Annotated in this window: 23 protein-coding genes and 1 pseudogene; 14 read left to right on the top strand and 10 right to left on the bottom strand. The window is 64.0% G+C overall.

Going from position 1 to position 23793, the window contains the following annotated elements:
• Nucleotides 1-64: 64 nt before the first annotated feature.
• Together adhP and WC739_RS09055 are read left to right on the top strand one after the other, a co-directional pair.
• Entirely contained in the window at nucleotides 65-1129 is a 1065-nt protein-coding gene (adhP, locus tag WC739_RS09060) for an alcohol dehydrogenase AdhP (protein ID WP_372952699.1), read from the top strand.
• A 103-nt stretch (nucleotides 1130-1232) separates the two neighbouring features.
• Entirely contained in the window at nucleotides 1233-1964 is a 732-nt protein-coding gene (locus tag WC739_RS09055; protein ID WP_372952688.1) for a Bax inhibitor-1/YccA family protein, read from the top strand.
• Nucleotides 1965-2008: 44 nt separating this feature from the next.
• Here WC739_RS09055 and WC739_RS09050 read toward each other — a convergent pair whose 3' ends face one another.
• Both WC739_RS09050 and WC739_RS09045 read right to left on the bottom strand, forming a co-directional pair.
• Entirely contained in the window at nucleotides 2009-2776 is a 768-nt protein-coding gene (locus WC739_RS09050) for an ABC transporter permease (RefSeq protein WP_372952687.1), read from the bottom strand.
• Nucleotides 2777-2792: 16 nt separating this feature from the next.
• Nucleotides 2793-3605 (bottom strand): ABC transporter ATP-binding protein, encoded by an 813-nt coding sequence (locus tag WC739_RS09045; protein ID WP_372952686.1) that lies wholly within the window; start codon nucleotides 3603-3605, stop codon nucleotides 2793-2795.
• Nucleotides 3606-3830: 225 nt separating this feature from the next.
• Here WC739_RS09045 and WC739_RS09040 point away from each other — a divergent pair, with 225 nt between their 5' ends.
• Both WC739_RS09040 and WC739_RS09035 read left to right on the top strand, forming a co-directional pair.
• Complete coding sequence (locus WC739_RS09040) at nucleotides 3831-4382, top strand: nitroreductase family protein (protein WP_372952685.1); 552 nt, start codon at nucleotides 3831-3833, stop codon at nucleotides 4380-4382.
• Nucleotides 4383-4500: 118 nt separating this feature from the next.
• Entirely contained in the window at nucleotides 4501-5148 is a 648-nt protein-coding gene (locus tag WC739_RS09035) for a BON domain-containing protein (protein WP_372952684.1), read from the top strand.
• 151 nt (nucleotides 5149-5299) lie between these two features.
• Here the strand turns inward: WC739_RS09035 and WC739_RS09030 are convergent, their stop codons facing one another.
• From WC739_RS09030 to WC739_RS09020, 3 genes are all read right to left on the bottom strand, one after another.
• The gene (locus tag WC739_RS09030; RefSeq protein ID WP_372952683.1) at nucleotides 5300-5506 is read right to left on the bottom strand and encodes a ChaB family protein; all 207 of its coding nucleotides are present in this window, start codon (nucleotides 5504-5506) and stop codon (nucleotides 5300-5302) included.
• 79 nt (nucleotides 5507-5585) lie between these two features.
• Complete coding sequence (locus WC739_RS09025) at nucleotides 5586-6407, bottom strand: universal stress protein (protein ID WP_372952682.1); 822 nt, start codon at nucleotides 6405-6407, stop codon at nucleotides 5586-5588.
• An 88-nt stretch (nucleotides 6408-6495) separates the two neighbouring features.
• Entirely contained in the window at nucleotides 6496-7026 is a 531-nt protein-coding gene (locus tag WC739_RS09020) for a flavin reductase family protein (protein WP_372952681.1), read from the bottom strand.
• A gap of 73 nt (nucleotides 7027-7099) precedes the next feature.
• Between WC739_RS09020 and WC739_RS09015 the strand changes: the two genes are divergently transcribed.
• Nucleotides 7100-7660, top strand: coding sequence for a L,D-transpeptidase (locus WC739_RS09015; protein ID WP_372952680.1), 561 nt, complete (start codon nucleotides 7100-7102; stop codon nucleotides 7658-7660).
• A gap of 33 nt (nucleotides 7661-7693) precedes the next feature.
• Here the strand turns inward: WC739_RS09015 and WC739_RS09010 are convergent, their stop codons facing one another.
• The 3 genes from WC739_RS09010 to WC739_RS09000 are packed head-to-tail and all read right to left on the bottom strand — an operon-like array spanning nucleotide 7694 to nucleotide 11291.
• Nucleotides 7694-8947 carry an MgtC/SapB family protein gene (locus tag WC739_RS09010; protein ID WP_372952679.1) on the bottom strand — a complete coding sequence of 418 codons (1254 nt, stop codon included), beginning with the start codon at nucleotides 8945-8947 and terminating at the stop codon, nucleotides 7694-7696.
• A gap of 12 nt (nucleotides 8948-8959) precedes the next feature.
• Nucleotides 8960-9409 (bottom strand): thioredoxin TrxC, encoded by a 450-nt coding sequence (trxC, locus tag WC739_RS09005; RefSeq protein ID WP_372952678.1) that lies wholly within the window; start codon nucleotides 9407-9409, stop codon nucleotides 8960-8962.
• 28 nt (nucleotides 9410-9437) lie between these two features.
• Nucleotides 9438-11291, bottom strand: coding sequence for a heavy metal translocating P-type ATPase (locus tag WC739_RS09000; RefSeq protein ID WP_372952677.1), 1854 nt, complete (start codon nucleotides 11289-11291; stop codon nucleotides 9438-9440).
• Nucleotides 11292-11768: 477 nt separating this feature from the next.
• Between WC739_RS09000 and cyoA the strand changes: the two genes are divergently transcribed.
• Genes cyoA through cyoD form a run of 4 tightly spaced genes read left to right on the top strand, consistent with a single transcriptional unit; the run spans nucleotide 11769 to nucleotide 15565 of the window.
• Nucleotides 11769-12590 (top strand): ubiquinol oxidase subunit II, encoded by an 822-nt coding sequence (gene cyoA / locus WC739_RS08995; protein WP_372952676.1) that lies wholly within the window; start codon nucleotides 11769-11771, stop codon nucleotides 12588-12590.
• Between the two features lies 1 nt (nucleotide 12591).
• On the top strand, nucleotides 12592-14559 hold the full coding sequence (gene cyoB / locus WC739_RS08990; protein WP_372952698.1) for a cytochrome o ubiquinol oxidase subunit I: 1968 nt from the start codon (nucleotides 12592-12594) through the stop codon (nucleotides 14557-14559).
• Nucleotides 14556-15188 carry a cytochrome o ubiquinol oxidase subunit III gene (gene cyoC / locus WC739_RS08985; RefSeq protein WP_372952675.1) on the top strand — a complete coding sequence of 211 codons (633 nt, stop codon included), beginning with the start codon at nucleotides 14556-14558 and terminating at the stop codon, nucleotides 15186-15188. Before cyoB ends, cyoC begins: the two co-directional genes overlap by 4 nt.
• Nucleotides 15188-15565 (top strand): cytochrome o ubiquinol oxidase subunit IV, encoded by a 378-nt coding sequence (gene cyoD, locus WC739_RS08980; protein ID WP_372952674.1) that lies wholly within the window; start codon nucleotides 15188-15190, stop codon nucleotides 15563-15565. Before cyoC ends, cyoD begins: the two co-directional genes overlap by 1 nt.
• Nucleotides 15566-15618: 53 nt before the next feature.
• Here cyoD and WC739_RS08975 read toward each other — a convergent pair.
• A pseudogene (locus WC739_RS08975) lies at nucleotides 15619-16931 on the bottom strand (sorbosone dehydrogenase family protein).
• Between the two features lie 35 nt (nucleotides 16932-16966).
• A complete protein-coding gene (locus WC739_RS08970; protein WP_372952673.1) occupies nucleotides 16967-17419 on the bottom strand; it encodes a DUF2231 domain-containing protein in 453 nt (150 codons plus the stop codon).
• Nucleotides 17420-17630: 211 nt separating this feature from the next.
• On the opposite strand from WC739_RS08970, the gene WC739_RS08965 reads away from it, so the two are divergent.
• From WC739_RS08965 to WC739_RS08945, 5 genes are all read left to right on the top strand, one after another.
• Nucleotides 17631-18674: a YihY/virulence factor BrkB family protein gene (locus WC739_RS08965; RefSeq protein ID WP_372952672.1), complete on the top strand. Its 1044-nt coding sequence runs from the start codon at nucleotides 17631-17633 to the stop codon at nucleotides 18672-18674.
• Between the two features lie 778 nt (nucleotides 18675-19452).
• Nucleotides 19453-21072: an ABC transporter substrate-binding protein gene (locus WC739_RS08960; RefSeq protein ID WP_372952671.1), complete on the top strand. Its 1620-nt coding sequence runs from the start codon at nucleotides 19453-19455 to the stop codon at nucleotides 21070-21072.
• 220 nt (nucleotides 21073-21292) lie between these two features.
• Complete coding sequence (locus WC739_RS08955; RefSeq protein WP_372952670.1) at nucleotides 21293-22306, top strand: ABC transporter permease; 1014 nt, start codon at nucleotides 21293-21295, stop codon at nucleotides 22304-22306.
• 11 nt (nucleotides 22307-22317) lie between these two features.
• Nucleotides 22318-23163, top strand: coding sequence for an ABC transporter permease (locus WC739_RS08950; protein WP_372952669.1), 846 nt, complete (start codon nucleotides 22318-22320; stop codon nucleotides 23161-23163).
• A gap of 8 nt (nucleotides 23164-23171) precedes the next feature.
• A partial coding sequence (locus WC739_RS08945) for an ABC transporter ATP-binding protein (RefSeq protein ID WP_372952697.1) occupies nucleotides 23172-23793 on the top strand: 622 nt, incomplete at its 3' end.

Raw genomic sequence — 23793 nt, 5'->3', positions numbered from 1 at the left:
CCATCGTTTCCCAGGGCAGCACGAAATGCAGTCGAGAAAACAAGGAGAATGCGCTGTGGTGAAGATGATGAAGGCCGCCGTGGTCCATGAATTCGGCAAGCCACTATCGATCGAACAGGTGCCGGTTCCCATTCCGGGCCCCGGGGAGATCCTGGTCAAGGTGATCGCGTGCGGCGTTTGCCATACCGATTTGCATGCCGCCGATGGCGACTGGCCGGTCAAGCCGTCGCCGCCGTTCATTCCCGGGCATGAGGTTGCCGGCATCGTCGCGGCGCTCGGCCCTGGCGTGACCGACTTCAAGGAGGGCGATCCGGTCGGCGTCGCCTGGCTGCACGATGCGTGCATGCGCTGCGAATATTGCGAGACCGGCTGGGAGACGCTTTGCGAGCACCAGCACGACACCGGCTACAGCTGCGACGGCGGCTTTGCGGAATATGTCATCGCATCGGCGCCTTTCGCCGCGCGCCTGCCTGCCGGCGTCGATTTCGCGCAGATGGCGCCGATCCTCTGCGCCGGCGTGACCACCTACAAGGGTCTCAAGGAAACCGAGGCGCGGCCCGGCGAGTGGGTGGCGATATCCGGCGTCGGCGGTCTCGGCCATGTCGCGATCCAGTATGCCAAGGCGATGGGACTGAAGGTCGTGGCGCTGGACGTCGCACCCGAGATGCTTGCACTGGCCAAGGCCGCCGGCGCCGATCTCGCCTTCGACGCGCGCTCGCCCGATGTGGTGGCCGACGTCATCAAGGGGACTGGCGGTGGGGCCCATGGCATTCTCGTGACCGCGGTTTCGACCCCGGCCTTCAGCCAGGCGCTGCATATGGTGCGCCGCAAGGGAACGATCAGCCTGGTGGGGCTGCCGCCGGGCGAGTTTCCGACGCCGATCTTCGATGTCGTGCTGAAGCGCATCACGGTGCGTGGCTCGATTGTCGGAACCCGGCGCGACCTCGACGAGGCCATTGCCTTTGCCGCGGACGGCAAGGTGAAGGCCGAAATCACCAAGGCACGCCTCGAGGACATCAACACGATCTTCGCAGACCTCAAGGCCGGCCGGATCAAGGGGCGGATGGTGCTCGATTTCTCCGAGCCGGTGAGCAAGCCATTGGCCGCGCGCGCGGCCGTTCCCGCCTGATGGCGGACCGTGGGGCGGAGTGTGCAACTCCGCCCCTGTCGCCAGGCGCGATGCCTGGCGCATGACCTGGGCGAAGCGCGATCCCCCGTAATCAACAGAGACGATGAGCATGACCAGTAATTTCAGAGAAGCCGGCGGCCGTTGGGCTTACGCCGACCGGAGAGACAGCGGGGAAATCGACCCTGGCTTGCGGCGGTACATGCTGCAAGTCTACAACTTCATGGGAGCAGGGCTGCTGGTCAGCGGCATCGTCGCGGCGCTTGCGGTCGGGACTGGATTTTACCAGCGGATCGCGGCAACGCCGCTGATCTGGGTCGTGCTTCTCGCTCCGCTGGCTGCGGTCCTGTTCCTGAGCTTCCGCATCGAGCGCATGAGCATCGCCGCCGCCCAGCTTGCATTCTGGATCTATGCCGCACTGATGGGGCTTTCGCTTGCCGGAATCCTGCTCGTCTACACCGGTACAAGCATGGTCCAGACCTTCCTCATCGCTGCCGTGACTTTTGGCGCGATGAGCCTTTATGGCTATACCACAGGCAGGGACATCTCCCGCTTCGGCGCGTTCTTGTTCATGGGGCTGTTCGGCATCATCCTGGCCAGCCTGGTCAATCTGTTCATCGGGTCAAGTGCCCTGCAATTCGCGGTCTCGGCCGTCGGGGTGCTGCTGTTCACAGGTCTCAGCGCCTATGACACCCAGCGCATAAAGGACGTCTATTTCGCTGGCGATCCAGACGACACTTCGTCGCGCAAGGCCCTGATCGGGGCCCTGACGCTGTATCTCGATTTCATCAACCTGTTCGTCATGCTGCTGCGGTTCACCGGCGACAGGCGAAGGTAAGCCTCGCTTTCCCTCGCCCCGAGGGCCACACCCGCGGCGGGGCTTCATGCGGTCATGCGCGGATACAGCCTTGCGGCAATCGCAACCAGGGCGGCAAGGGTGGCTGCCAGCACGAGACAATCGACGGCAAGCCCGAACTTGCTCTCTCCGCCCACCAGCATCAGCGTCCGCAGGGCGTCGACCTGGTAGGTAAGCGGGTTGGCGAGCGAGATCGTTCGCAGCCAGCCTGGCATAATGTCGATTGGATAGATGGCGTTGCTGGCGAAGAAGATCGGCATCGTGAGGACCTGCCCGATGCCCATGAAGCGCTCGCGCGTCTTCACGATGCAGGCGATGATCAGCGAGAAGGTCGAGAACAAGCCTGACCCGAGCGCGATCATGCACGCCACGCCAAGCAAGCTCAAAGGGCTCAGGTCGACGTTGATACCGAGGGCCAGCGCGAGGAGATAGACCACCACCGCCTGCGTCAGGCCGCGAACGGCGGATGAGAGCGCTTTGCCGAGGACGAGGGCGCTGCGGGGCGCGGGGCTGACCATGTAGCGATGGAGGATGCCGAGGTCACGTTCCCAGATGGCGGCGATGCCGTAGAAGATCGCCGCGAACAGCACACTTTGGGCAAGAATGCCCGGCGCCAGGAAGTCGAGATAGCGGCCGTTGCCCGAGGTCAGGCCGCGCACCTGAGCCATGACTTCGCCGAACAGAACAAGCCAGATTGCCGGCTGGATGGCGCGCGTGAGGATCTCGCTCGGATCGTGCCGCAGTTTGCGCAGTTCCGCGTCGGCCACGGCATGAACCTCGGTGCCGTAGTCCATGATTGCTTCCGCAAACCTAGCCATGATCGCTGGCGCTCCTGCGCGTTTGCCGGACATCCCGGTAGTCGCCACCCGCCTCGACGTCGCCGCCGGCGATCGCCATGAAGACGTCGTCGAGCGTGGCCGATGGACCGACGCCGGCTTTCAGTTCGGCAGGCGTTCCGACCTTTTCCAGGCGTCCGCGATGCATGATGCCAACGCGGTCGCACAGCGCCTCGACCTCTTCCATGACATGCGTGGTGACGAGAATGGTGGTGCCGAAACGATCCCTCAGATTGCGCACGTGGTTCCAGATCGCGGTGCGTGCCACGGGATCCAGGCCGACGGTCGGCTCATCCATGATCAGCAAGGCAGGCCGGTGCAGCGTGCTTTGCGCGATCTCCAGCCTTCGCAGCATGCCGCCGGAGTAGTGCTGCGCCAGGCGATCGGCCACTCCGGCAAGTTCCGTCATCTCCAGCGCCTCCGCGATCCGCTGTTCACGCTCGGCGCGCGGAATGAGATAGAGCCGTGCCGACAGGAGCAGGTTCTCGTAGCCTGTGAGCGCCCCATCGGCCGAAAGCAACTGCGGTACGTAACCGATGCGGGCACGAATGTGCCGTGCCTGGCGCCGCAGGTCGTAGCCCGCAATGGTGGCGTCGCCACCGGTTGGCGGCAGCAGCGTCGCCAACATCTTGATCAATGTTGATTTTCCCGCGCCATTGGGGCCGATCAAGCCGAAGACCTCGCGCTGGCGGACCTGCAGATCAACATGGTCGACGACCACGTTCCGGTCGAATGCCTTGGACAGGCCATGCGTCTCTATCGGGAAGATCGCGGCAGGAGCGAGCATTGGGTTGGCTTCGTCTTATTGCGCAGCCGGCTGGCGCAGATGCTCCAACCTTGGCTGCGAGGGAAGGGGTTCGCCGTGCGGGCGGGGCGGGATATTCCAGCCTCGCCAGCCTAGCCGTCGCCGAAGGCGGACGAATTGATCCAAGGCAAAGCGGTTCATGAAAACGCATGCCAGAACACCACGCGATTTGAAGCGTTCCCACACAGGCGTTCCCGAAGGTGATCCATGGAACTGATGGAAGGGTTGCGGACGCGGCGAGCGGTCCGCTCCTACACTGACGAGCAGATCGACAATGATCTGATCGGCGAGCTGATCGCGGCCGCCACCCTGGCGCCGAGTGCCATGAACCTCCAGCCATGGGCCTTCGTCGTGATCAACGGTTCCGCGCGGCTGCGGGGATTGTCGGATGAGGCCAAGCGCTACGCCATCGCCAACCTGCCCGAAGGGTCACCGCTGGCTGGTCATCTTGCCGACAAGGAGTTCAAGATCTTCCACGATGCACCGGCCCTGGTCGTGATCTGCGCGACGAACGAAGAACGGCAGTCCGACGAGGATTGCTGCCTTGCCGCGCTCACTCTGATGCTGGCGGCTCATGCCCGGGGCCTGGGGACATGCTGGATCGGGTTGTCGCGGCCCTGGCTCAACGAGGCGTCCGTGAAGGAGGAGCTTGGCATTCCCCTCGCACTGAAACCGGTTGCCCCCATCATTGTCGGCCGGCCGCAAGCCTTGCCGGCTGCGACGCCAAGAGACGAAGCGCGGATCATCTGGGGCCGCTGAGCGCCTCAGGTCGGTGGTTCCCGAAAGCCGGCAACAGTTGCGCCAGATCAATGAGCATATGCGCAGGGCATGGTTTGTCTCCGCGGGGGCGTAAATCCCAAACGATAGGAGACGGATCATGATGGATCTAACACTGCGTCAGAACATTCTGGACGAGCTGGAGTTCGAACCGAGCATCGATGCCGCGCACATCGGCGTCGCCGTGGAAGATGGCATCGTCACCCTCACAGGGCATGTGTCTTCCTACTGGGAAAAGACCACCGCGGAAAATGTCGTCAAGCGCGTCAAGGGCGTGAAGGGCATCGCGGAGGAAATCGAAGTCCGGTTGATCGGACAGAAGGGAACCGCCGACGACGAGATCGCCAAGCGCGCCGTCAATGCGGTCACCTGGAATGTCTCCATCCCGAGAGACACGGTGCAGGTCAAGGTCCAGGACGGCTGGATCACGCTGACCGGTCAGGTCGAATGGCAGTATCAGAAGAATGCCGCGGCCGAAGCCGTGCGCGGGCTGGCCGGCGTCGTCGGCGTGGCCAACCAGATCGAAATCACCCCGCGTGCGTCGGGAATCGACATCAAGAAGCGCATCGAGGATGCGCTGAAGCGCGATGCGGAAACCGAGGCGCAGGCCATCCGCGTGCACGTGACGGACGGTAAGGTGACGCTCGACGGCAAGGTCAAGGCCTGGTCCGACCGTCAGGCGGCGGAGCGCGCCGCGTGGTCGTCGCCGGGTGTGCGGATGGTGGAAGACCGAATCTCGATCATCTGACGGGGCAGTCGCTCGCGGCGGCCGGATTGGCCGCCGCGGCGCATGCGCGAAGCATGCATAGCGCCGGATGTGCGGCGACGATCGCCGAGCACGATGGCGAACAGCGCGTCGCCACGCATGGTTTTGATTTCGAACAGATGGCGCGGGCCGCTCAAACCGGCACCCAGTCGCTCCCTTCCTTGCGATACAGGCGCTTCACGGCGGCCCAGGCGACGCGGTGGGCGATCTCCTCGCGCCCTTCACGGTCCGCATATTCGTCCCAGGCGTTGTTGAAGGCAGCGCGAAAGATCTCCTGGGCATGCAGGGGCAGGTGCGCCCTGACAGAGGGCGGAAGCTCTCTCTCGGTCGCGTAAGGCATTTGCTATAACTCCCTTGCAAGCCGACCGACGCCACGGCCGTCACTGGCTGGCGACGCCAGAGCCCGTCGAGGGCGGCGGTCAGTTTGACATGAAGCGGCAAAGCCGGATGTCGTCGAGCAGCGAGCGGGTAACGCCGCCGAACACCCATTCCCTGATGCGACTGTGTCCATAGGCGCCCGACACGATGAGGTCTGCATTGGCGGTGCTCAGGAAGTCGGCCAGCCTGGCGCTCTCGTCCTCGGCCTTCAGCACTTCGGTGCGCGCCGTGACGCCATGCCCGGCGAGGAAGGTCGCGACGTCCTTGATGCCGGCATTGGTCTCGGAGTCAGGCTCGGAAGCAACCGTGACCACGACTACCTCCTTTGCCATCGCCATCAGCGGCACCGCGTCGGCCACCGCGCGTCTCGCTTCGCGCGTGTCCTTCCAGGCGACCACGATCTTGCCTATCGGCGCGTGCGCGTTGCTTGACGCGATCAGCAGCGGCCTGCCGGCGCGCAGCGCCAGATTGCCGGGATCGACAGCGCGGTAGGAATCTCCCGTGGAAGCCCCTTGCGAGGCGCCGGTGACAATCAAATCCGCAATCCTCGACGTCGCGACCAGGGCGTGGCTGGGATTGCCGAGCGCATCGCGCCATTCCGTCGCCACCGAACCGGCGACCAGGCCGTCGAACTCCGCATGCAGGTCCTTGAACCGCTGCTGGATGTCATCCCTCATCTGCTGCCAGACCTCGGCGGCTATGGCGGCGCCCTCAGGCGCCATCGTAACCGGCAGCGGTGCATCGGCTGCGCAGAACCCGACCAACCGTGCTTTGAAGTGCTTGGCAAGATCGACAGCCAGGTTCACGGCAGGGCCGATGGGGCTGTCTATGTCCACATTCAGCAGAATGGATTTGTAGCTCATCGGTGCGGCTCTTCTTCTGTGGTTAAGGCTAAACTGAAACCAGAGCGCGCGAGACATGCGCTCCATGAAGGCGGTCGAGCGGCGGGCATCAAGGCATGTTCGACTGGAAATGGATGATCTCTCCGTCCACCACGAAACCTCCGTTGCCAACATGGTGGATGGTTTTCGGCCTCGGTTGCCCAGGATCGACCCACGCCTTCACGACCTCCAGGACGAAAAGATTGTATGTGTCGACAAGCCGCGTATCGACGACGCGGCATTCGAGATTGGCGAAGCATTCGGCGACCAGGGGCGCTGCGACCCGCTCGGCCGGCAGCGGCGTCAGCCAGATCGTGGCGAACTTGTCCCTGTCCCGGCCCGAGCAATTGCCGATCTCCACGACTTTTTCCGCCAGCCCTGCCGCCGGAATCGCGATGACGCACTCCTCGGTGTCACGCAACGCGGCAAAGGAGAAGTCGCCGCTCGACACCACGCAGGCAATCGTTGGCGGTGTGAACTCCACCATCATGTGCCACGACATGGTCATGACATTGGCGCGCCCCTTGGCCCGGGTTGTCAGCAGAACGACGGGACCGGGTTCTATCAGCCGATAGACCTCGGCAAGCGGCAGTTCCTTCATGTCCACACCTTGTTGTCTGTCGATAGAGCGGCGCGCGACGCGCCTACGTCGTCATGCGTCTTGGGTAACAGGCGTGGGTTCAGCCGGCTTTGATACGCGTCAATCACCCTCCATGGCGGGCATGGCCGTGATGTGGATCAAATCGGTCGCGCCGGAAAGGAATAGGAAGGGAGTGCATGGATGTTTCGCCGGCTGCAAAGGAAAAACAGTGCGCACTTGGTTGGCCCTCACGGTCCTGTTGGTCGCATGTTTCCCGGCAACGGGTGCATTTGCGGCAAAAGTCGAAGTTCTGATCGACCTTTCAACGCAAAGCATGATGGTCGAAGTGGCCGGCGGAGACCGCTACGACTGGGCTGTGTCAACGGCACGGCGGGGCTACCGGACGCCGATCGGGCACTTTCAACCGATCAGGCTTGAGCGGACGTGGTTTTCCACGCGGTATCACCGGTCGCCGATGCCATATTCGATCTTCTTTCGCGGCGGATTTGCCATCCATGGCACGAACGAGATCAGCAGGCTCGGACGTCCCGTATCTCACGGTTGCGTGCGGCTTCACCCCGCTAACGCCCGTCGCCTCTTCGAGCTGGTCAGGCTGTACGGCAAGGCCGAAACCGAGATAACCATCACGCCTTGAAGCGACCGGCGCCGGAACGGCAGCCCCGCGCTTCTATCCCGAACCAAGCAACACCATGGCGCCGTAGCCGGCGGTCGCGGCGGCCAGGGTTGCGCCGGCCAGCGGCAGCCAGAAGCGGATCGGACCGGCAAACACCGCCAGCGACAGGCGGCCGACCGCATTTGCCGCCAGCGCCGCCATCACCGCCTGACCGATCGTCTGGGCAGGGACCGAATGCCTGACCAGCCGCAAGGCACCGAGCACCGAAACGTCGACATCGAACATGCCCGCCAGCGCCGAAGTAGCCAGCAGGCCCCCGCCGCCGAACCGGGGCGCCACCGCAGCGCTCGCGGTCGCGACAATGGCGAAGAGCACGGCGAACAGAAGCAGAGGACCCAGTTCGAACGGATTGCGCGCAAGTGCGCCACCTTCGCCGTTGCCGCTGCCGCGAGCGAGCAGCAAGGCGCCGCAGCCAGCGAAGACAAGGGCTGCCGCGATGGCCGGAATGCCGACCCAGGCCAGGACGCTTGGCTCGATGATCAAGACCACGGCGCAGACGCGCAGCACGGAAACCATGGCAGCCAACGCTGCCGCTCCCGCGAGCGGCAGCGGGTTGCTTGCCAGGGCGGCGTTGCGGGCCAGCGCCAAGGTCACGGCGGTGGAAGAGACGATGGCACCGGCGAGTGAACTGACGAGCAGGCCGCGCGTATTTCCCAGGACGCGGACAGCGACGTAGCCGGCGAATGAAATCGAGGCCATCAGCACCGTCAGGAACCAGACCTCCCACGGATTGAAGCCGCCCCATGGGTCCATCGTCCGGTTCGGCAGCACAGGCAGGACGATCGCCGTCATCACCGCCAGGATCAGAGCCGACCGCAGTTCGATCCAGGTCAGTCGCTTCAAGAGACCATGCAGGACCTGGCGGCTGGCCAGGATTGCCGCCAATGCCGCGCCACCGGCCGCAGCCGCTCGATAGTCACCGGCGACGGCAAGCGCACCGAGCGCGAAAACGCCGAGCCCGGCGATCACGCCTGTGACGCTGAAATCCTCGTCATGGGCAGCCTCGCGGGCCTTGTACCAGGCAAAGATCGCCGCGAAGGCGATGAAGCCGCCAACCAGTACGGAGACCGTGCCGAGCGCGTTGGCCAGGGCGGCGAGAACCCCGCCGAGCAGGCCGGATATGCCGAACGTGCGGATGCCCGCCGTGCGGCTGCGATCGGGTGCATCCCGTTCTTGCCAGCCACGCTCCAGGCCGACGAGCAGGCCGATTGCCAGGGCCAGTCCGAGCCTGGCGATCAGCGGATCCACGGGGCGGCGGCTTCAGGCGCCGACCGTCGGCAGGCGGTCGCGAACCCACCTGACGATCTGGCCGGCCGCCATTGCGCCGGATGTCCGCGCAATCTCCCGGCCGCCATGAAAGAGGATCATGGTCGGGATGCCGCGAATGCCGAGCCGGGCTGCAACAGCCTCTTCATTGTCGGAATTCAGCTTGATCAGGCGGACATGCGGCTCCAACTCGTTTGCCGCGGCTTCATAGGCCGGAGCCATCGCCTTGCAGGGACCGCACCAGGGCGCCCAGATGTCGACGACAACCGGCACGCTACTGCGCGCGACCTGACGGTCGAAAGTCGCGCCGTCGACATCTTCAGGATGCCCTGAAAACAGCCTGACGCCGCACTTTCCGCATTTCGCCTGCATGGCGTTGCGTTCGGGCGGCAGGCGGTTGAGACCGCCGCATTTGCTGCAAACCACGATATTCTGCTGTGCCATGGCCATTCACCGATCCCGTTGTCGTCCACTATGCGCGCGCGCTATGTCGATCGCCAAGGGCCCGCAATGCGTTCAGGATGACCGCCACGTCGATCGCCTCCTGCAGCAGCGCCCCGGCAACGGGGGTAATCTGCCCCATGGCCGCCGCGATCATTGCCAGGCCCGACAGCGCCAGCCCGGCGATGATGCTCTGCAAGGCAATCGCCCGCGTTCGCCGCGCAATCGCAACTGCCTCGGCCACGGGCTCCAGCCGGTCCGCCAGTACGATGACGTCCGCCGCCTCCGAGGAGGCGGTCGCGCCGCGCGCGCCCATGGCGACGCCGACCGTGGCCGCGGCAAGGGCGGGTGCATCGTTGATGCCATCGCCGACCATCATTGTCGGGGCCAGGGCCTTCTCGGCCTCGACCATCGCGACCTTCTCGACAGGGGTTGCATCGGCGACGACGGCGTCGAGGTCGAGCAAGGCGGACATGCGCGCGGCCGCCGCGCCGTCGTCGCCCGTGAGCATGACCGTGCGCGTGATGCCAGCCAGGCGCAGCCTGGCAAGCGCGTCATGCGCATCGACACGCAGGGCGTCGCCGAAGGTAAACACGCCGGCCAGTCGGCCACCGAACGCGACAAAGATCCTGAGCACCGGTTCATCCCGGTATTTTTCCTCGCCGGCTTTCGCCCAGTCGGGCAGGGGCCTGTCGGCGAGCACGAGGGCCCGCGATCCGGCGGCGATCGCGATTGTCTCGACCCGGCCCTTCAGGCCCGCGCCGCGATGCTCGCGGACGTCGCGCGGGTGCGAAAGCACCAGCTGCCTGCCGCGCGCCGCACGGATGATCGAGTCGGCGAGCACATGGTGCGAGGCCTGTTCCAGGGATGCCAGGAGCCGCAGCAGATCGTCCTCGTCGCGGCCGGGTGCGGCTTCGATTTCGATGAGCTCGGCGCCACCGATGGTCAAGGTCCCCGTCTTGTCGAAGATCGCGGTACGGACCTGCGCAAGGGCCTCCAGCGCCGCGCTGCCTTTCATCAGGATGCCGGCACGCGCGGCACGCGAGACGCCGCCGATGAAGGCGACGGGGGCAGCGAGGATGAGCGGGCAGGGCGTCGCGACGACCAGCACGGCAAGCGCCCGGATCGGGTCGCCGGAAACATACCAGGCGACGCCGGCAACCAGCAGGGTGGCCGGCAGTAGGAAAAGAGCAAAGCGGTCGGCCATGCGGATGAACGGGGATTTCGCGGTTTGTGCTGCAGCCACCATGCGCACGATCGCCGCATAGGTGCTCTGTTCCGCGCGGGCCGTAGCCCGCATGCCGAAGGACTCTCCCGCGTTGATCGTGCCGCTGCGCAGCACATCGCCTGCGCCGCGCCGTTCCGGCAGTGGCTCGCCGCTCACCGCCGACTCGTCGAGAGAGGCCGACGCATCGAGCAGGATGCCGTCGACGGGGAGCAGTTCGCCGGCCAGGACCATCAGCTCGTCGCCGACAGCAACGTCTTCGACGGAAATGGTCTCGATTCCCAGCCTTGACGTTCGATGCGCGACACGCGGCGAGCGGTCGGTGAGTGCCTTGAGATTGCGCTCGGCACGGCCGCGGGCAAAGTCCTCGAGGACGGTGCCGCCGGCATACATGATGGCGACCACCACCGCGGCCAGCGGTTGGCCAAGCAGCAGCGCGGCCGACATCGACACCAGGGCAATCGCATCGACGCCGAACCTGCCGATCCAGAAGTCGCGCAGGATCGAAACGGCGAGCGCGACCACGACCGGCAAGGTCGCCACCGTCCAGATCATGTTGGCATCGAAGGGACCGAACCCGAACCGCCATGCTGCCAAACCCAAGGCGAGGCCCAGGATGGCGATGGCCAGCAATGCGCGTCGCAGAGCAGACTCGTTCATACGATGTCCTTCACCCTCGTTGCCGCTTGACGCTGGAGTTCGCGCACTGTCTCCTCGACCAGGCGACGCCCATCGTTTGCGACCTGCTCACGCTCGCGGTTGCCCGTAGTGCCAGTCAAGCGGGGTTGATCGCAACATTCGTCGCTGCTTCGCGACCAGACTCATGCAAGAGCTAACAGCGATGACAGGAGAACGCATTGATCCAACGCAACGCTCAAAAAGGCGTGTGCGTTTGAACCATTTGAGTTGCACGGTGTTAGTCAGGGCGCGTCACACAGGGCCGGAGGGGTGTGGAATGAACCGCTTCCCTCTGGCGGCCCTCAAGCTTGGTGATGGTCGGGTGATGAACCGGAACATTTATGCCTGCACAATGTCTGTTCGTTCAGACAGGTGCGAGGATATCGCTGACGCGGGCTGCGATGCGGTCACCACCGCGCCAGCCCGCCTCGCCACCTCCGCCAATCCGTGAAGTTGGACATGGGAAACGCAGGCGTCCTCGATCCGCAAGGGCCCGTCGCACTGGCCGAGCGGACGATGCTGTTCAACGCGACGGCGATCATGCTGGCGGTCATCCTCCCGGTCATTGCCCTGACGCTGGTGACGGCCTGGTGGTTTCGCGCCGGCAATGCCAGGGCGCGTTATCTGCCTGACTGGGATTATTCCGGCCGCATCGAGCTGGTTGTCTGGGCGATACCGACGCTTGTGATCATGTTCCTGGGCGGCATCGCCTGGATCGGTTCGCATCAGGTCGACCCCTATGCGCCGCTGGTTTCGGAAGGGCAGCCGCTGGATGTCGAGGTTGTCTCGCTCGACTGGAAATGGCTGTTCATCTATCCGGAGCAAAGCGTTGCCAGCGTCGGCCGGCTCACCGTTCCCGCCGGTCGGCCGATCCGCTTCAGGCTGACGTCGGCCAGTGTGATGAACAGCTTCCTGGTGCCCCAGCTCGGCAGCCAGATCTACACGATGGCGGGCATGGTCACGCGGCTCAGCCTGCTGGCGGATAAGCCCGGGCGCTACCCTGGCCTGTCGGCGCAGTTCAGCGGCAGCGGTTTTTCCGACATGCGGTTTGAGGTCGAGGCCGTACCAGGTCCGGAGTTCGACGACTGGGTGGCCAGGACCCGCGCGGGACCGGATGCTCTCGATCAGGCCGCCTACGCGGCACTCGCCCAGCCGGGAACCTCCAATGCGCAGCGGGCTTTCGCGTCGGTACCGCCCGGCCTGTTCGACGCGATCGTCGGCGGCGATGGCGTTATGCCGGCATCGGCCGCGCCGACATCCTCCCATGCGCAGGCTCACTGACATGTTCGGCAAACTGACCTGGTCCGCCATTCCGCTCGACCAGCCGATCCCGCTTGCGGCCTCGGCGCTGGTCATGCTGGCCGGCCTTGCCGTGCTTGGCCTGATCACCTGGAAACGGCTCTGGCCCTATCTCTGGAAGGAGTGGATCACCAGCGTCGACCACAAGCGGATCGGGGTGATGTATATCGTACTGGCGCTGGTCATGCTGCTGCGCGGCTTCGTCGATGCGCTCATGATGCGCACGCAACTGGCGCTCGCCGCAGGTGGGGCGCAGGGCTACCTGCCGCCCGAACACTACGACCAGATCTTCTCCGCCCACGGCACGATCATGATCTTCTTCGTCGCCATGACCTTCATGGTTGGGCTGATGAACTTTGCCGTGCCCCTGCAGCTCGGCATTCGCGACGTCGCCTTTCCGGTGCTCAACTCAATCAGCTTCTGGCTCACGGCGGCGGGCGTGCTGCTGGTCAATCTCTCGCTCGTCGTCGGCGAGTTCGCCAAGACCGGGTGGCTGGCCTATCCGCCGCTGTCGGAGCTCGCCTATTCGCCCGGTGTCGGCGTCGACTACTACCTGTGGTCGCTGCAGATATCGGGCGTCGGCTCGCTGCTGTCGGGCATCAACCTGACGACGACGATCCTGAAGATGCGCGCACCGGGGATGGGCTACATGCGCATGCCGGTGTTCTGCTGGACCGCGCTGGCGTCGAACCTGCTCATCATCGCCGCCTTCCCGATCCTGACGGCGACCTTCGCCATGCTGCTGCTCGACCGGTATCTGGGTTTTCACTTCTTCACCAACGAGCTTGGCGGGAACGCCATGATGTATATCAACCTCATCTGGGCCTGGGGCCATCCGGAGGTCTACATCCTCATCCTCCCGGCCTTCGGCGTATTCTCGGAGGTCATTGCAACGTTCTCGGAAAAGCCGGTGTTCGGCTACCGGTCGATGGTGCTGGCGACGATGGCGATCTGCGTGCTGTCGTTCATGGTCTGGCTGCATCACTTCTTCACCATGGGCGCCGGCGCCGACGTCAACGGCTTCTTCGGCATCATGACGATGATCATCGCCGTGCCGACCGGCGTCAAAATCTTCAATTGGCTGTTCACCCTCTATGGGGGTCAAATCCGCTTCGGCGTTCCCCTTTATTGGGCGCTCGGGTTCATGGTCACGTTCGTCGTCGGCGGCATGACCGGCGTGCTGCTGGCGATCCCGCCGGTCGACTTCGTAACGCATAACAGCCTGTTCCTCGTGGCGCATTTCCACAACGTCATCATCGGCGGCGTGCTGTTCGGCGCGTTCGCCGGCTACACCTACTGGTTCCCCAAAGCCTTCGGCTTCAGGCTGCATGAGGGACTGGGCAAGGCGATCTTCTGGTGCTGGTTCGTCGGTTTCTATCTTGCCTTCATGCCGCTCTACGCGCTGGGCCTGATGGGCGCGACGCGGCGCATGCAGCACTATCCCGAGACCGAATGGCAGCCCCTGATGATCGTGGCGCTGATCGGCGCGCTGGTCATCGCCGGTGGCATCGTGCTGGCCATCGTCCAACTCGTCGTCAGCATCCGCCAGCGTGACGCAAGCCGCGACGAGACAGGCGATCCGTGGAACGGCCGCACCCTCGAATGGTCGCTTCCGTCGCCCGCCCCGGCATGGAACTTCGCCGTCTTGCCCGAAGTCGAAGGCCGCGACGCCTTCTGGGCCGAAAAACACCGCGCCCGGACGCAACAGAGCGAGTCCCGGCCCCTGACGCCGATCGAGATACCGAGAAACTCGATGATAGGCGTCGTCATCGCCTTCTTTGCCGTCATCCTCGGCTTCGCGCTCGTGTGGCACATATGGTGGATGGCGACGGCGGGCCTTGGCGGCATTGTCGCGGCAGGGCTCGCCCGCGCCTGGACCACCGCTACGAGCGACGAAATTCCCGCCGCTGAACTGGCGGACACGTCACACCGTGAGGGGGCGCCGGCATGACCGCGATCGCTGCTTCCAGCGTGCCGCGCGAGATGGACGCTGGTGACGTCCCGCTGTCGCAACGCGGGCCGGCTTCCCCGGAGATCGTCGTTCGGTTCGGCTTCTGGCTTTTCCTGCTGAGCGACATCGTTATTTTCGCCGCCCTGTTCGCCGCCTATGCGGTGCTGTCGAAGGAGACAGCGGGTGGTCCCTCGGGTGCCCAGCTTTTCGACCGCACGCACACCTTGATCGAAACGGGTTGTTTGCTCGCATCGAGCTTCACCTGCGGAATGATGTCGCTGGCGGTCGAGCGGCTGCAGAAGATGGCCATCTACCTGTGGGCCGGCGTCACATTCGCCTTGGGGCTTGCCTTCGTCCTCATGGAAATCTTCGAATTCTCGCGGATGGTAGCGGAGGGCGCCGGTCCGACGCACAGCGCCTTTCTATCGGCGTTTTTCACGCTTGTCGGCACGCACGGCCTCCATGTCACGATCGGCCTGTGCTGGCTTGTCGTGATGGCAGCGCAGGTCGGCACGCTCGGCCTTCGCCCTATGGTGATGCGGCGATTGCTCTGTTTCGGGCTTTTCTGGCATGCGCTGGACATCGTATGGATCGGCGTGTTCACCATCGTCTATCTGGGAGCTGGCTGATGGAAGAGCAGGACACCACGCCGCAGGGACGCGCCCCCGGCCGCCACCGGGACGGCTCGCGGAGCGCGAAGACCTACCTTATCGGCCTGGCGCTGGCCGCCATTCTCACGCTTGCATCTTTCTGGGCCGCCCAGTCCGGGCTGGTCTATGGCCCCGCCGTGCCGATCCTGCTTGCCGCCTTGGCCGTGGGACAGATGGGCGTGCATCTGGTGTTCTTCCTCCACATTTCCAGCGGGCCGGAAGACACGAACAACATCCTGGCGCTGGCGTTCGGCGTGTTCGTGGTGGGGCTGGTGGTGTTCGGCTCCATGTTGATCATGGCGAACCTGAACGCCAACATGATGCCGGCGACGCCTGCCATGCAGATGCAGCCCTGAGCGCCTGCGCTGCAGAACGGCGGCCCGGAAAAGCCGCTGCTCGGTAACGCCCGCTATTTGCTTGCAGCCGTCACCCGCCAGACCGTGTTGCCGACATCGTCCGCGATCAGCAGCGCGCCGGCCTTGTCGACAGCCAGCCCGACAGGCCGCCCGCGAGCTTCATCCTTGGCGTTGAGAAAGCCGGTGACGAAATCCTGCGCCATGCCGTCGGGATGGCCGTCCTTGAACGGCACGAAGACGACCTTGTAGCCGTTGAGCGCCGGCCGGTTCCAGCTGCCATGCTCGCCGACAAACGCACCGCCCTGATAGGCCTGCGGCAGCATGGCGCCGGTGTAGAAGGTCATCCCCAGCGGCGCGACATGCGAGCTCAAGGCGTAGTCAGGCGGTATCGCCTTGGCCACGAGATCCGGCCGCTGCGGCATGACGCGCGGATCGACGTGCTGGCCGTAATAGCTGTAGGGCCAGCCGTAGAAAGCACCGTCCTTGACCGAGGTCATGTAGTCGGGGACCAGGTTCGGACCGAGTTCGTCGCGCTCGTTGACGACGGCCCAGAGCGCGCCAGTCTTGGGCTCCCAGCTCAGGCCGTTCGGATTGCGCAGGCCGCTGGCGAAGATTCTCGACCGGCCCGTCGCCCTGTCGACCTCCCAGATCGCGGCGCGGTCCTTCTCCGCCTGGATGCCGTTTTCGGTGATGTTGCTGTTCGATCCGACCCCGACATAGAGCAGGGAGCCGTCAGGGCTGGCGACCAAGCTCTTTGTCCAGTGGTGATTGATGGGACCGCCGGGCAATGGCGTCAGCACGGTTCCGGGTTCGGTTATCTTGGTCGCTCCCGGCGTGTAGGGGTAACGGACGATCGCATCGGTGTTGGCGACGTAGAAATCATTGCCGACCAGGGCGACGCCGAAGGGCGAGCTAGATGATCGAGGAACACGGTCCTGGTTTCCGGAACGCCATCGCCGTCCGCGTCGCGCAGCAGCGTGATCTGGTTGGTCGGCTTCTTCTCGCCGGTGCCGGAACTCGAGAGCGATTGCAGAAAGCCCATGATCAAGTCCTTCGGCCGCTTGATCGGCTCGGTGCCGGGACCTTGAGACTCGATCACCAGGACGTCGCCATTGGGGAGCGTGTAAAGCGATCGCGGATGCGAGAGATCGCTTGCCATGGCGTGGATCTGGAGGCCTTGCGGCACCGTCGGCGTTTCATCCTTGGTCCAGCCGACCACCTTGGCCAGGTTCATCGGCGGTATGAGATATTGCTGTGGCTCAGGCAGCGTCGGATTGGGGCCGATCTGCGTGCTTGGATCGGCGGCGTCGTCGCTGCAGGCGGCAAGGCTCAAGGCCGTCGCGCTCAACAGCATCACAGCGCTCATGCGCTGCAATCTTCCAGTCGGGTTGGAGATACGCATCAACGGTTCACTCCCGCCAGTTCAGGTGTTGCGAGCGAGCGGCCGATCGATGCGGTGACAATCATCAACACCACAACCACCGCCGAGAGGGTCAGCCCGGTCGGCACGACCGACGTCCAGGCGTCGCGGGTGTGAATGAAGGCGTTGAAGACGGACAGCACGAGCACGGCGATGTTGCCGATCATATGCAGCCAGCCACGGGAATAATGGCGCACCAGGCGGTTGGTGAAGAAATCGAACAGTCCGGCCAGCGCCGCCAGAACGCCAAACGCCAGTCCGAAGGTCAGCAGCCAGGCCGAGAAATCCGCCCACATCATCTCGGCGGTTCGCCAATATGCAATGTCGGTCAGCAGGGCGCCGGTGAAACAGACGATCGGGAAGGGAACCAGCAAGGCATGGATCGGCCGTCGCTCGACGACCACGGCAGGCGGCTGAAAAGTCTCGTTGGGCATTGGCTGCAATCCGATTGCTGGGGTGACGCCAACCAACACGCTCGCCGGTCGGAGGTTCCCCGGCGGCTCTCACGCTTCCGAGAGCAGGCGCCAGTCTTTCGCGGCGACGAATGTCGGGATTGGGAGCAGGAACGATCAGACGCCATTGGAAGTTCAGAGAGGTCGGCGCGAAATTGGCTGGACGGGTCTGAATGTGACAGAGGGCTATGCAATGCTCGTCAGTGCGAAAGAATCCTACGAAATCGTCAAGGAAGCAATCACCGGCTTCTTTGCCGACGACGCGATGAGCCACAGCGCGGCGATGGCCTTCTTCGCGGTAACCGCCTTGTCGCCGGTGCTGTTGATTGTCGTTGCCATAGCTGGTCTGGCCTTCGGGCACGATGCCGCACAGGTCGCGTTGTCGGCTCAACTGTCAGGGTTGATGGGACCTCAAAGTGCCGAACTGATGGAAACCGCGCTGCGAAGCGCCCAAGACACATCGTCAGGGCTTATGGTGGCCGCTATCGGCGTGGTTACGCTCCTGGTTACGGCATCCGGCGTGTTTGGGGAAATGCAGTCGACGCTCAACAAGATCTGGAAGGTCGAGCCCTTGCCCGTATCGCTCTCGACCCTCGTGCGGGCGAGAGCGGCAAGCCTGGGCCTGGTCGCTGCATTGGGTTTCCTCCTGCTGGTCTCCCTGGCGGCCACAGCGGCAATTTCCATCCTGGGCGATTTCATCACGGCGCACCTGCCGCTTGGCGCAATGATCCTGCAGGTGATCAACGCGGTGGTATCGTTGACCCTGATCACGCTTCTGTTCGCCGCAATCTATAAAGTTCTTCCAGACCGGACACTGCAGTGGCGGGACGTCATGTTTGGAGCTTTCGTCACCGCTTTGCTTTTTACAATTGGCAAGACGCTGATAGGGTTTTACCTGGGATCAAGCAATATCGCTTCAACCTATGGTGCCGCCGGAGGTCTCTTCATCATATTGCTTTGGCTGTTTTATTCTTCGATCATATTTCTATTGGGTGCCGAGCTGACGCGGGCCTATTCGATACGGCATGGAAGCCGGCATGATTTGAGAGCAGAGCTGGGAAGCCCGCATGTCGCGGCCGAAGTGTCAGCCGCAAGCGAACTCGCCGCCTTTGCCGATAGCCATCCTGTTGTGAGGACAAGACGCTTTCCCGGTGTGCCCGACAGCATGATCATGGCTGGGCTTGCGGCGGTCGCCTTGTTATCCGCAGGTCTGACCGTGTTCGTGAAAAAACGGTAGGTCGGCAGGAAGGCAAGGCATGCTCCGAAGCCTCGGGATCACGCACGGTCGGGGACCTTGCTCGGCAGACCTTGGCCGTTGGATCTGGAATTCGACCTGTTGGGGTCACCTTCGGCCTGGTGTCGAACCCGTTCCTGAGCGAGGCCTTGCTCGCGCCACCTCCCGGGCCTGATGGCGACATTGCCGACCATATGCGGCCAGCCCCCTGGAGTAGCTGCGTAGTGGGTGGAGAAATCGAATAGGCCGGCCAGCGCCGCCACCGTGAAAGCGCGGTCGCCACCTAGGCGTCGGAGCTGCCATGAACCACTTGCGCCAGTCTCGCGGAGGTTTACGGGACGTCGCCCTGCTGGAATTGCGTTCGAACATCAGGCCGGTGGCGCCGGCATCGATGGCGTCCTTGGCGAACCGCTGAACAACCGCGCGGCCATGCGACCGACCGATCGTGCGGGCCTTCCAGAATGGCAATGGCGGTGTGTCGCGCCATCGGTATCGCAATTGAGACCATGATCGCGTTTGCGAGAAGATCGGCGGCATGCGATGCCCGGCGGTCCGATATGGTGGACGGATTGGCCCAGATGCGCGGTTCACCGATGTTGGCACGCCCCTTGCGTAACCTCGGGCATCGGTCGGGCCGAGGCAACCGCCACCATCCCAAGCCGGTCATGAACGTCCGCTTTGTACCCCGCGATCGAATTATGCCTGCCTCGCTGCACAAGGCATATGTCGATTGGCGGAACGTGCACGGCCTGAGTACAAAAACGAATAAGGGGAATTGTTAATGACAATGGGAAGATCGGGTTACTTGTCTCGGCACGGCCGGCGCTGGAAAAGCCTGTTCGCGGCGACGACGTTGATGGCAATGGCGCTCGCGGTCGACACGGCCTCGGCCAAGACGCTTGTCATCGCGCGGGACATGGACGTGAACTCGCTGGATATTCACCGCTCGTGGTGCGAGTCGTGCGTCATCTACAATGAAGCCGTCTACGAAGGGCTGCTGACGCTGGACGCCAACAACAAGTTCGTCCCGGTCATCGCCGAGAGCTGGCAGGCGAGCGACGACCTGACCACCTTCACCTTCAAGCTCAATCCGAAAGCGACCTTCTCGGACGGTTCGAAAGTCGAAGCCAAGGACGTCAAATGGTCGTGGGAGCGGCTCAAGAACATCAAGTCGAACGGCAGCGGATTCGCGGACACCATCGATACGGTCGAGGCCCCCGATGCGGCGACGGTCGTCGTTAAGACCAAGGGGCCGAACTCGGAATTCCTCAACATCATCTCCGCGACCTTTTTCGGCATCATCAACAGCGACGTCGCGGAGGCGCAAGGCAAGGCGATCGCCGGCCCGGAAACCGCGCAATCGGACGCCAGCGAAGGCTGGTTCATGTCGCATTCGGCGGGGTCCGGCCCGTTCGTGCTGGAATCCTATGAGCCGGGGGCGGAACTCAGGCTCAAGCGCAATGAAAACTACTGGCGCGAACCGGCGAAGGTCGACGAAGTCGTGATGCGGCAGGTCGCCGATTCCGTCGCGCAGGCGCAGCTGTTGCAGAGCGGCCAGATAGATATCGCCATGCAGGTCGACGCCGAGACCGCCAAGACCCTGACGTCTCCGGCCGTGAAGGTCGAGTCCGTGCCCTCGTTCAACTTCATCTATGCCGCCATGGCTCCTGGCGCCGTCGAGAATCCGTTCCCGATGACGCCCGAGATCCGTGAAGCGATTTCGATGGCGATCGACCGGAAGGCGCTGAGGGAGTTCACGGTAGGCGAGGGCAATGGCGAGCTGATCTCGGTCCCGTTCCCGCTCCACTTCCCGGGGGCCGACGGCCACGCGATCCCTGAATACAATCCCGACAAGGCGAAGGAGCTTCTCGCCAAGGCTGGCAAGGGCGATGGCTTCACGCTCAGCGCGACATTCCCCAAGCTGAACGTCTACGGTGTCGACCTCTCGATCATGATGCAGAAAATCCAGCAGGATCTCGCCAAGATCAACGTCACGCTCGATTTGAAACCGGTCGAGATGTCGGCGTGGCGGGAAAAGGTCAGCACCGACAATATTCCCTTCACGGTGGGCTACTACTCGCCGGACTTCTACGGCACGTCGCAGTTCGTGCAGACGTTCGGGCTGGCCGAGGGAACGCTTTGGTACAAGCGTGGTGGCGCGGAGCGTGATCCGTCCTACCTGATCCCGGAAAATCTGACGCTGATGGCGCAGGCCCTGAAATCCAAGCCCGAGGAAGCCGAGAAGATCTGGTTCAAGATCGGCGAGAACATCAAGAACGCCAACGTCGTCATCCCGATCATCAGCCCCAATCTGCTGCTGACCTATAGCAGCAAGGTCCACGGCATGCGGAACTCGGCAATCTGCATCCTGCCGCTCTACGAAGTCTCGCTCGACGATTGATCGGCAGCCGGAAGTGCCAAGGGCGGCCACGGGCTTTCAGCTTCCGTGGCCGCCAACGCCAAGCCCGACCGACATCCAGCAGTCCACGCACGTGGGATGATCCGATCGCCTGATATCGGGGATGTGCTGAAGCGACGACCGTCGCCGGATCAAGCACGGCCACGCTGTCAGCCCAAGAGATGATCGCGCCTCGACAGGAGGTGTGGCGAACGAGAGGCCAATGCTCAATTACATCCTGAGGCGGGTCGTTGCGATGCCCTTCATCCTGCTCGGCATCGTCACCCTGGCGTTCCTGCTGACGACGATCACCAAAGGCGATCCGCTGACGGCGATCGTCAGCGAGCGGCAGATGAACAATCCCGAGATCGTGGCGGCCGCCAAGGCGCGCTGGGGGCTCGACCGCAGCCTGCCGGAACGCTACGTGATCTACGTCGCCAATCTTGTGACCGGCGACATGGGGACGTCCTTCGTCACGCGCCGCCCGGTGTCCAGGGACATCGCCGCGCGGTTGCCGGCCACGCTCGAGCTGGTCGTTGCTGCGATGGCGATCGGCAGCACGACCGGGATATTGCTTGGCCTGCTCGCCGCTTATTACCGCGACTCCGTGATCGACCAGGCCGCCCGGCTGTTCTCGCTCTTCGGAAGCTCGGTGCCGATATTCTGGCTGGGACTTGCGCTCCTCTTCGTGTTCTCCGTTCACTACCAGGTGTTGCCGGGGCCGGGGCGTCTCGATCCGCGCCTGACCCCGCCGGCCAGCGTGACGGGCTTCATGGTGATCGACACGCTGCTGGCCGGCAATCTGGCGGCGTTCAAGGACGCTTTGCTGCACCTCATCTTGCCCTCGCTCGTCCTCGGCTGGACGGTGGCCGGCTCCATTTCCAGGATCGTGCGCGCCAACATGCTGGAAATCATGGAGCGTGAATTCATCCTGACGGCGCGCGCCAAGGGCGCCGGCGAAATGCGCGTCGTGTTCCGGCATGCGTTGCGCAACATACTCGTGCCGGTTCTCACGGTGCTGGGCTACACCTTCGCCTACCTGATCACCGGCGCGGTCCTGACAGAGGCGGTCTTCGGATGGCCCGGCATCGGCAGCTACGCGGTGATCGCGGCGCGGTCGCTGGATTTTCCGGCCATCATCGGTGTCACCATCGTCGGCGGCGTGATGTTCCTGATCACCAACCTGCTGACCGACATCGCCTACGTCTTCGCGAATCCGCGCGTCCGGTTGAACTGATGAGGGTAGCCATGGCAACGGTCCAGACGCAGGCCATGCGCGGCCGGCTCCCGTCCTGGGTGTCGCCTTCATTCCTCATCGGCGGCGCTGTCGTCCTTTTCTGGCTGTTCGCGACGCTGTTTCCGCATTGGCTTTCGGGATTCAGTCCGCTGGATCTCGCCGGGCGCCGGCTGCAGCCGCCCAGTCCCGACCATCTGCTGGGCACGGACGCGCTGGGGCGCGACGTGTTCGCGCGCACGGTCCACGGAGCCAGGCAGTCCCTGCCGATCGCCGTCGTCGTGGTGATCAGCGCGGTTCTCATCGGCACGGCGGCCGGCGCGATCGCCGGCTACAAAGGCGGGTTCGTCGGGGCGGCCATCATGCGGCTGGTCGATATCACCCTGTCGTTCCCGGCTATCCTGCTGGCCATGGCCGTCGCCGCGTCGCTGGGCCCGGGGCTTGGCAATGCCGCCATCGCCATGGTCGTGGTGTGGTGGCCGATCTATGCGCGGCTGGTGCGCGCGCAGGTCCTCGAAGTGCGGGAACGGGAGCATGTCGAGGCCGCGGTCGCCGCCGGCGCCGGCGATTTCCGCATCCTGACCAAGCACATCCTGCCCCTGTGCTGGACGCCTATCCTGATCAGCGCGACGATGGACCTCGGACAGGTGATCCTGCTCGGCGCATCGTTGAGCTTCATCGGCCTGGGCGCGAGGCCGCCGACCCCGGAATGGGGGGCGATGATCTCGGACGGCACGGTCTATTTCTACAATTGGTGGATCGCGTTCGGGCCCGGCATGGCCATCCTGACAATCGTCCTCGGCTTCAATTTCATAGGCGATGGCCTGCGCGACTATTTCGATCCGAGGTCGTCCAAATGACGGCGGCCGTGATGAACATTGTCCCGGACGCCAGCGAGCCGCTACTGCGGGTCCGCGACCTCAAAGTCGGCTTTTCGACCGCTGGCGGGACATTGCAGGCGGTGCGCGGCATCGACCTGGATGTCTCGCGAGGCGGCGTGCTCGGCATCGTCGGTGAATCCGGATCGGGCAAGTCCCTCAGCATGCTGGCCGCGCTTGGATTGCAGGCGCGCAATGCCGTCGTGAGCGGATCGGTCCACTTCAACAACCAGCAACTTGTCGGCCGTCCGCGCAAGGAGATGCGCTCGCTGCTGGGATCCCGGATCGGGATGATCTTCCAGGATCCGCTGTCGTCGCTCAATCCGGTCATGAGAATAGGCGACCAGATCCGGGAGGTGCTTTTCCTGCATGATCGCCGGCTGACCGGCAAAGGCGCCACCGAACGGGTGATGGACCTGTTGCAACTCGTCGCCATTCCCCAGCCCGACCGCCGGATCAATCAATATCCGCATGAATTCTCGGGCGGCATGCGCCAGCGCGTCATGATCGCGATGGCGATCGCCAACGATCCGGAACTGCTCGTTGCCGACGAGCCGACGACGGCGCTGGACGTCACGGTCCAGGCGCAGATCATGCGGATGCTGCGGGATC

It is taken from the genome of Mesorhizobium sp. (genome assembly GCF_041661565.1).
Taxonomy (GTDB): Bacteria; Pseudomonadota; Alphaproteobacteria; order Rhizobiales; family Rhizobiaceae; genus Mesorhizobium.
The sequence above is the reverse complement of the archived record's forward strand: the minus strand, read 5'-3'. Positions and strand labels throughout refer to the sequence as shown.

Excerpts from the sequence above, each read along its gene's own strand:
- WC739_RS09055 (WP_372952688.1), top strand. The coding sequence starts at position 1,233 with ATGAGCATGACCAGTAATTTCAGAGAAGCCGGCGGCCGTTGGGCTTAC.
- cyoA (WP_372952676.1), top strand. The coding sequence starts at position 11,769 with ATGGGAAACGCAGGCGTCCTCGATCCGCAAGGGCCCGTCGCACTGGCC.
- cyoD (WP_372952674.1), top strand. The coding sequence starts at position 15,188 with ATGGAAGAGCAGGACACCACGCCGCAGGGACGCGCCCCCGGCCGCCAC.
- WC739_RS09040 (WP_372952685.1), top strand. The coding sequence starts at position 3,831 with ATGGAACTGATGGAAGGGTTGCGGACGCGGCGAGCGGTCCGCTCCTAC.
- WC739_RS08965 (WP_372952672.1), top strand. The coding sequence starts at position 17,631 with ATGCTCGTCAGTGCGAAAGAATCCTACGAAATCGTCAAGGAAGCAATC.
- WC739_RS08955 (WP_372952670.1), top strand. The coding sequence starts at position 21,293 with ATGCTCAATTACATCCTGAGGCGGGTCGTTGCGATGCCCTTCATCCTG.
- WC739_RS09035 (WP_372952684.1), top strand. The coding sequence starts at position 4,501 with ATGATGGATCTAACACTGCGTCAGAACATTCTGGACGAGCTGGAGTTC.
- cyoB (WP_372952698.1), top strand. The coding sequence starts at position 12,592 with ATGTTCGGCAAACTGACCTGGTCCGCCATTCCGCTCGACCAGCCGATC.
- WC739_RS08960 (WP_372952671.1), top strand. The coding sequence starts at position 19,453 with ATGACAATGGGAAGATCGGGTTACTTGTCTCGGCACGGCCGGCGCTGG.
- WC739_RS09030 (WP_372952683.1), bottom strand. The coding sequence starts at position 5,506 with ATGCCTTACGCGACCGAGAGAGAGCTTCCGCCCTCTGTCAGGGCGCAC.
- WC739_RS08950 (WP_372952669.1), top strand. The coding sequence starts at position 22,318 with ATGGCAACGGTCCAGACGCAGGCCATGCGCGGCCGGCTCCCGTCCTGG.
- WC739_RS09045 (WP_372952686.1), bottom strand. The coding sequence starts at position 3,605 with ATGCTCGCTCCTGCCGCGATCTTCCCGATAGAGACGCATGGCCTGTCC.
- WC739_RS09000 (WP_372952677.1), bottom strand. The coding sequence starts at position 11,291 with ATGAACGAGTCTGCTCTGCGACGCGCATTGCTGGCCATCGCCATCCTG.
- WC739_RS09050 (WP_372952687.1), bottom strand. The coding sequence starts at position 2,776 with ATGGACTACGGCACCGAGGTTCATGCCGTGGCCGACGCGGAACTGCGC.
- adhP (WP_372952699.1), top strand. The coding sequence starts at position 65 with ATGATGAAGGCCGCCGTGGTCCATGAATTCGGCAAGCCACTATCGATC.
- cyoC (WP_372952675.1), top strand. The coding sequence starts at position 14,556 with ATGACCGCGATCGCTGCTTCCAGCGTGCCGCGCGAGATGGACGCTGGT.
- trxC (WP_372952678.1), bottom strand. The coding sequence starts at position 9,409 with ATGGCACAGCAGAATATCGTGGTTTGCAGCAAATGCGGCGGTCTCAAC.
- WC739_RS09020 (WP_372952681.1), bottom strand. The coding sequence starts at position 7,026 with ATGAAGGAACTGCCGCTTGCCGAGGTCTATCGGCTGATAGAACCCGGT.
- WC739_RS08970 (WP_372952673.1), bottom strand. The coding sequence starts at position 17,419 with ATGCCCAACGAGACTTTTCAGCCGCCTGCCGTGGTCGTCGAGCGACGG.
- WC739_RS09025 (WP_372952682.1), bottom strand. The coding sequence starts at position 6,407 with ATGAGCTACAAATCCATTCTGCTGAATGTGGACATAGACAGCCCCATC.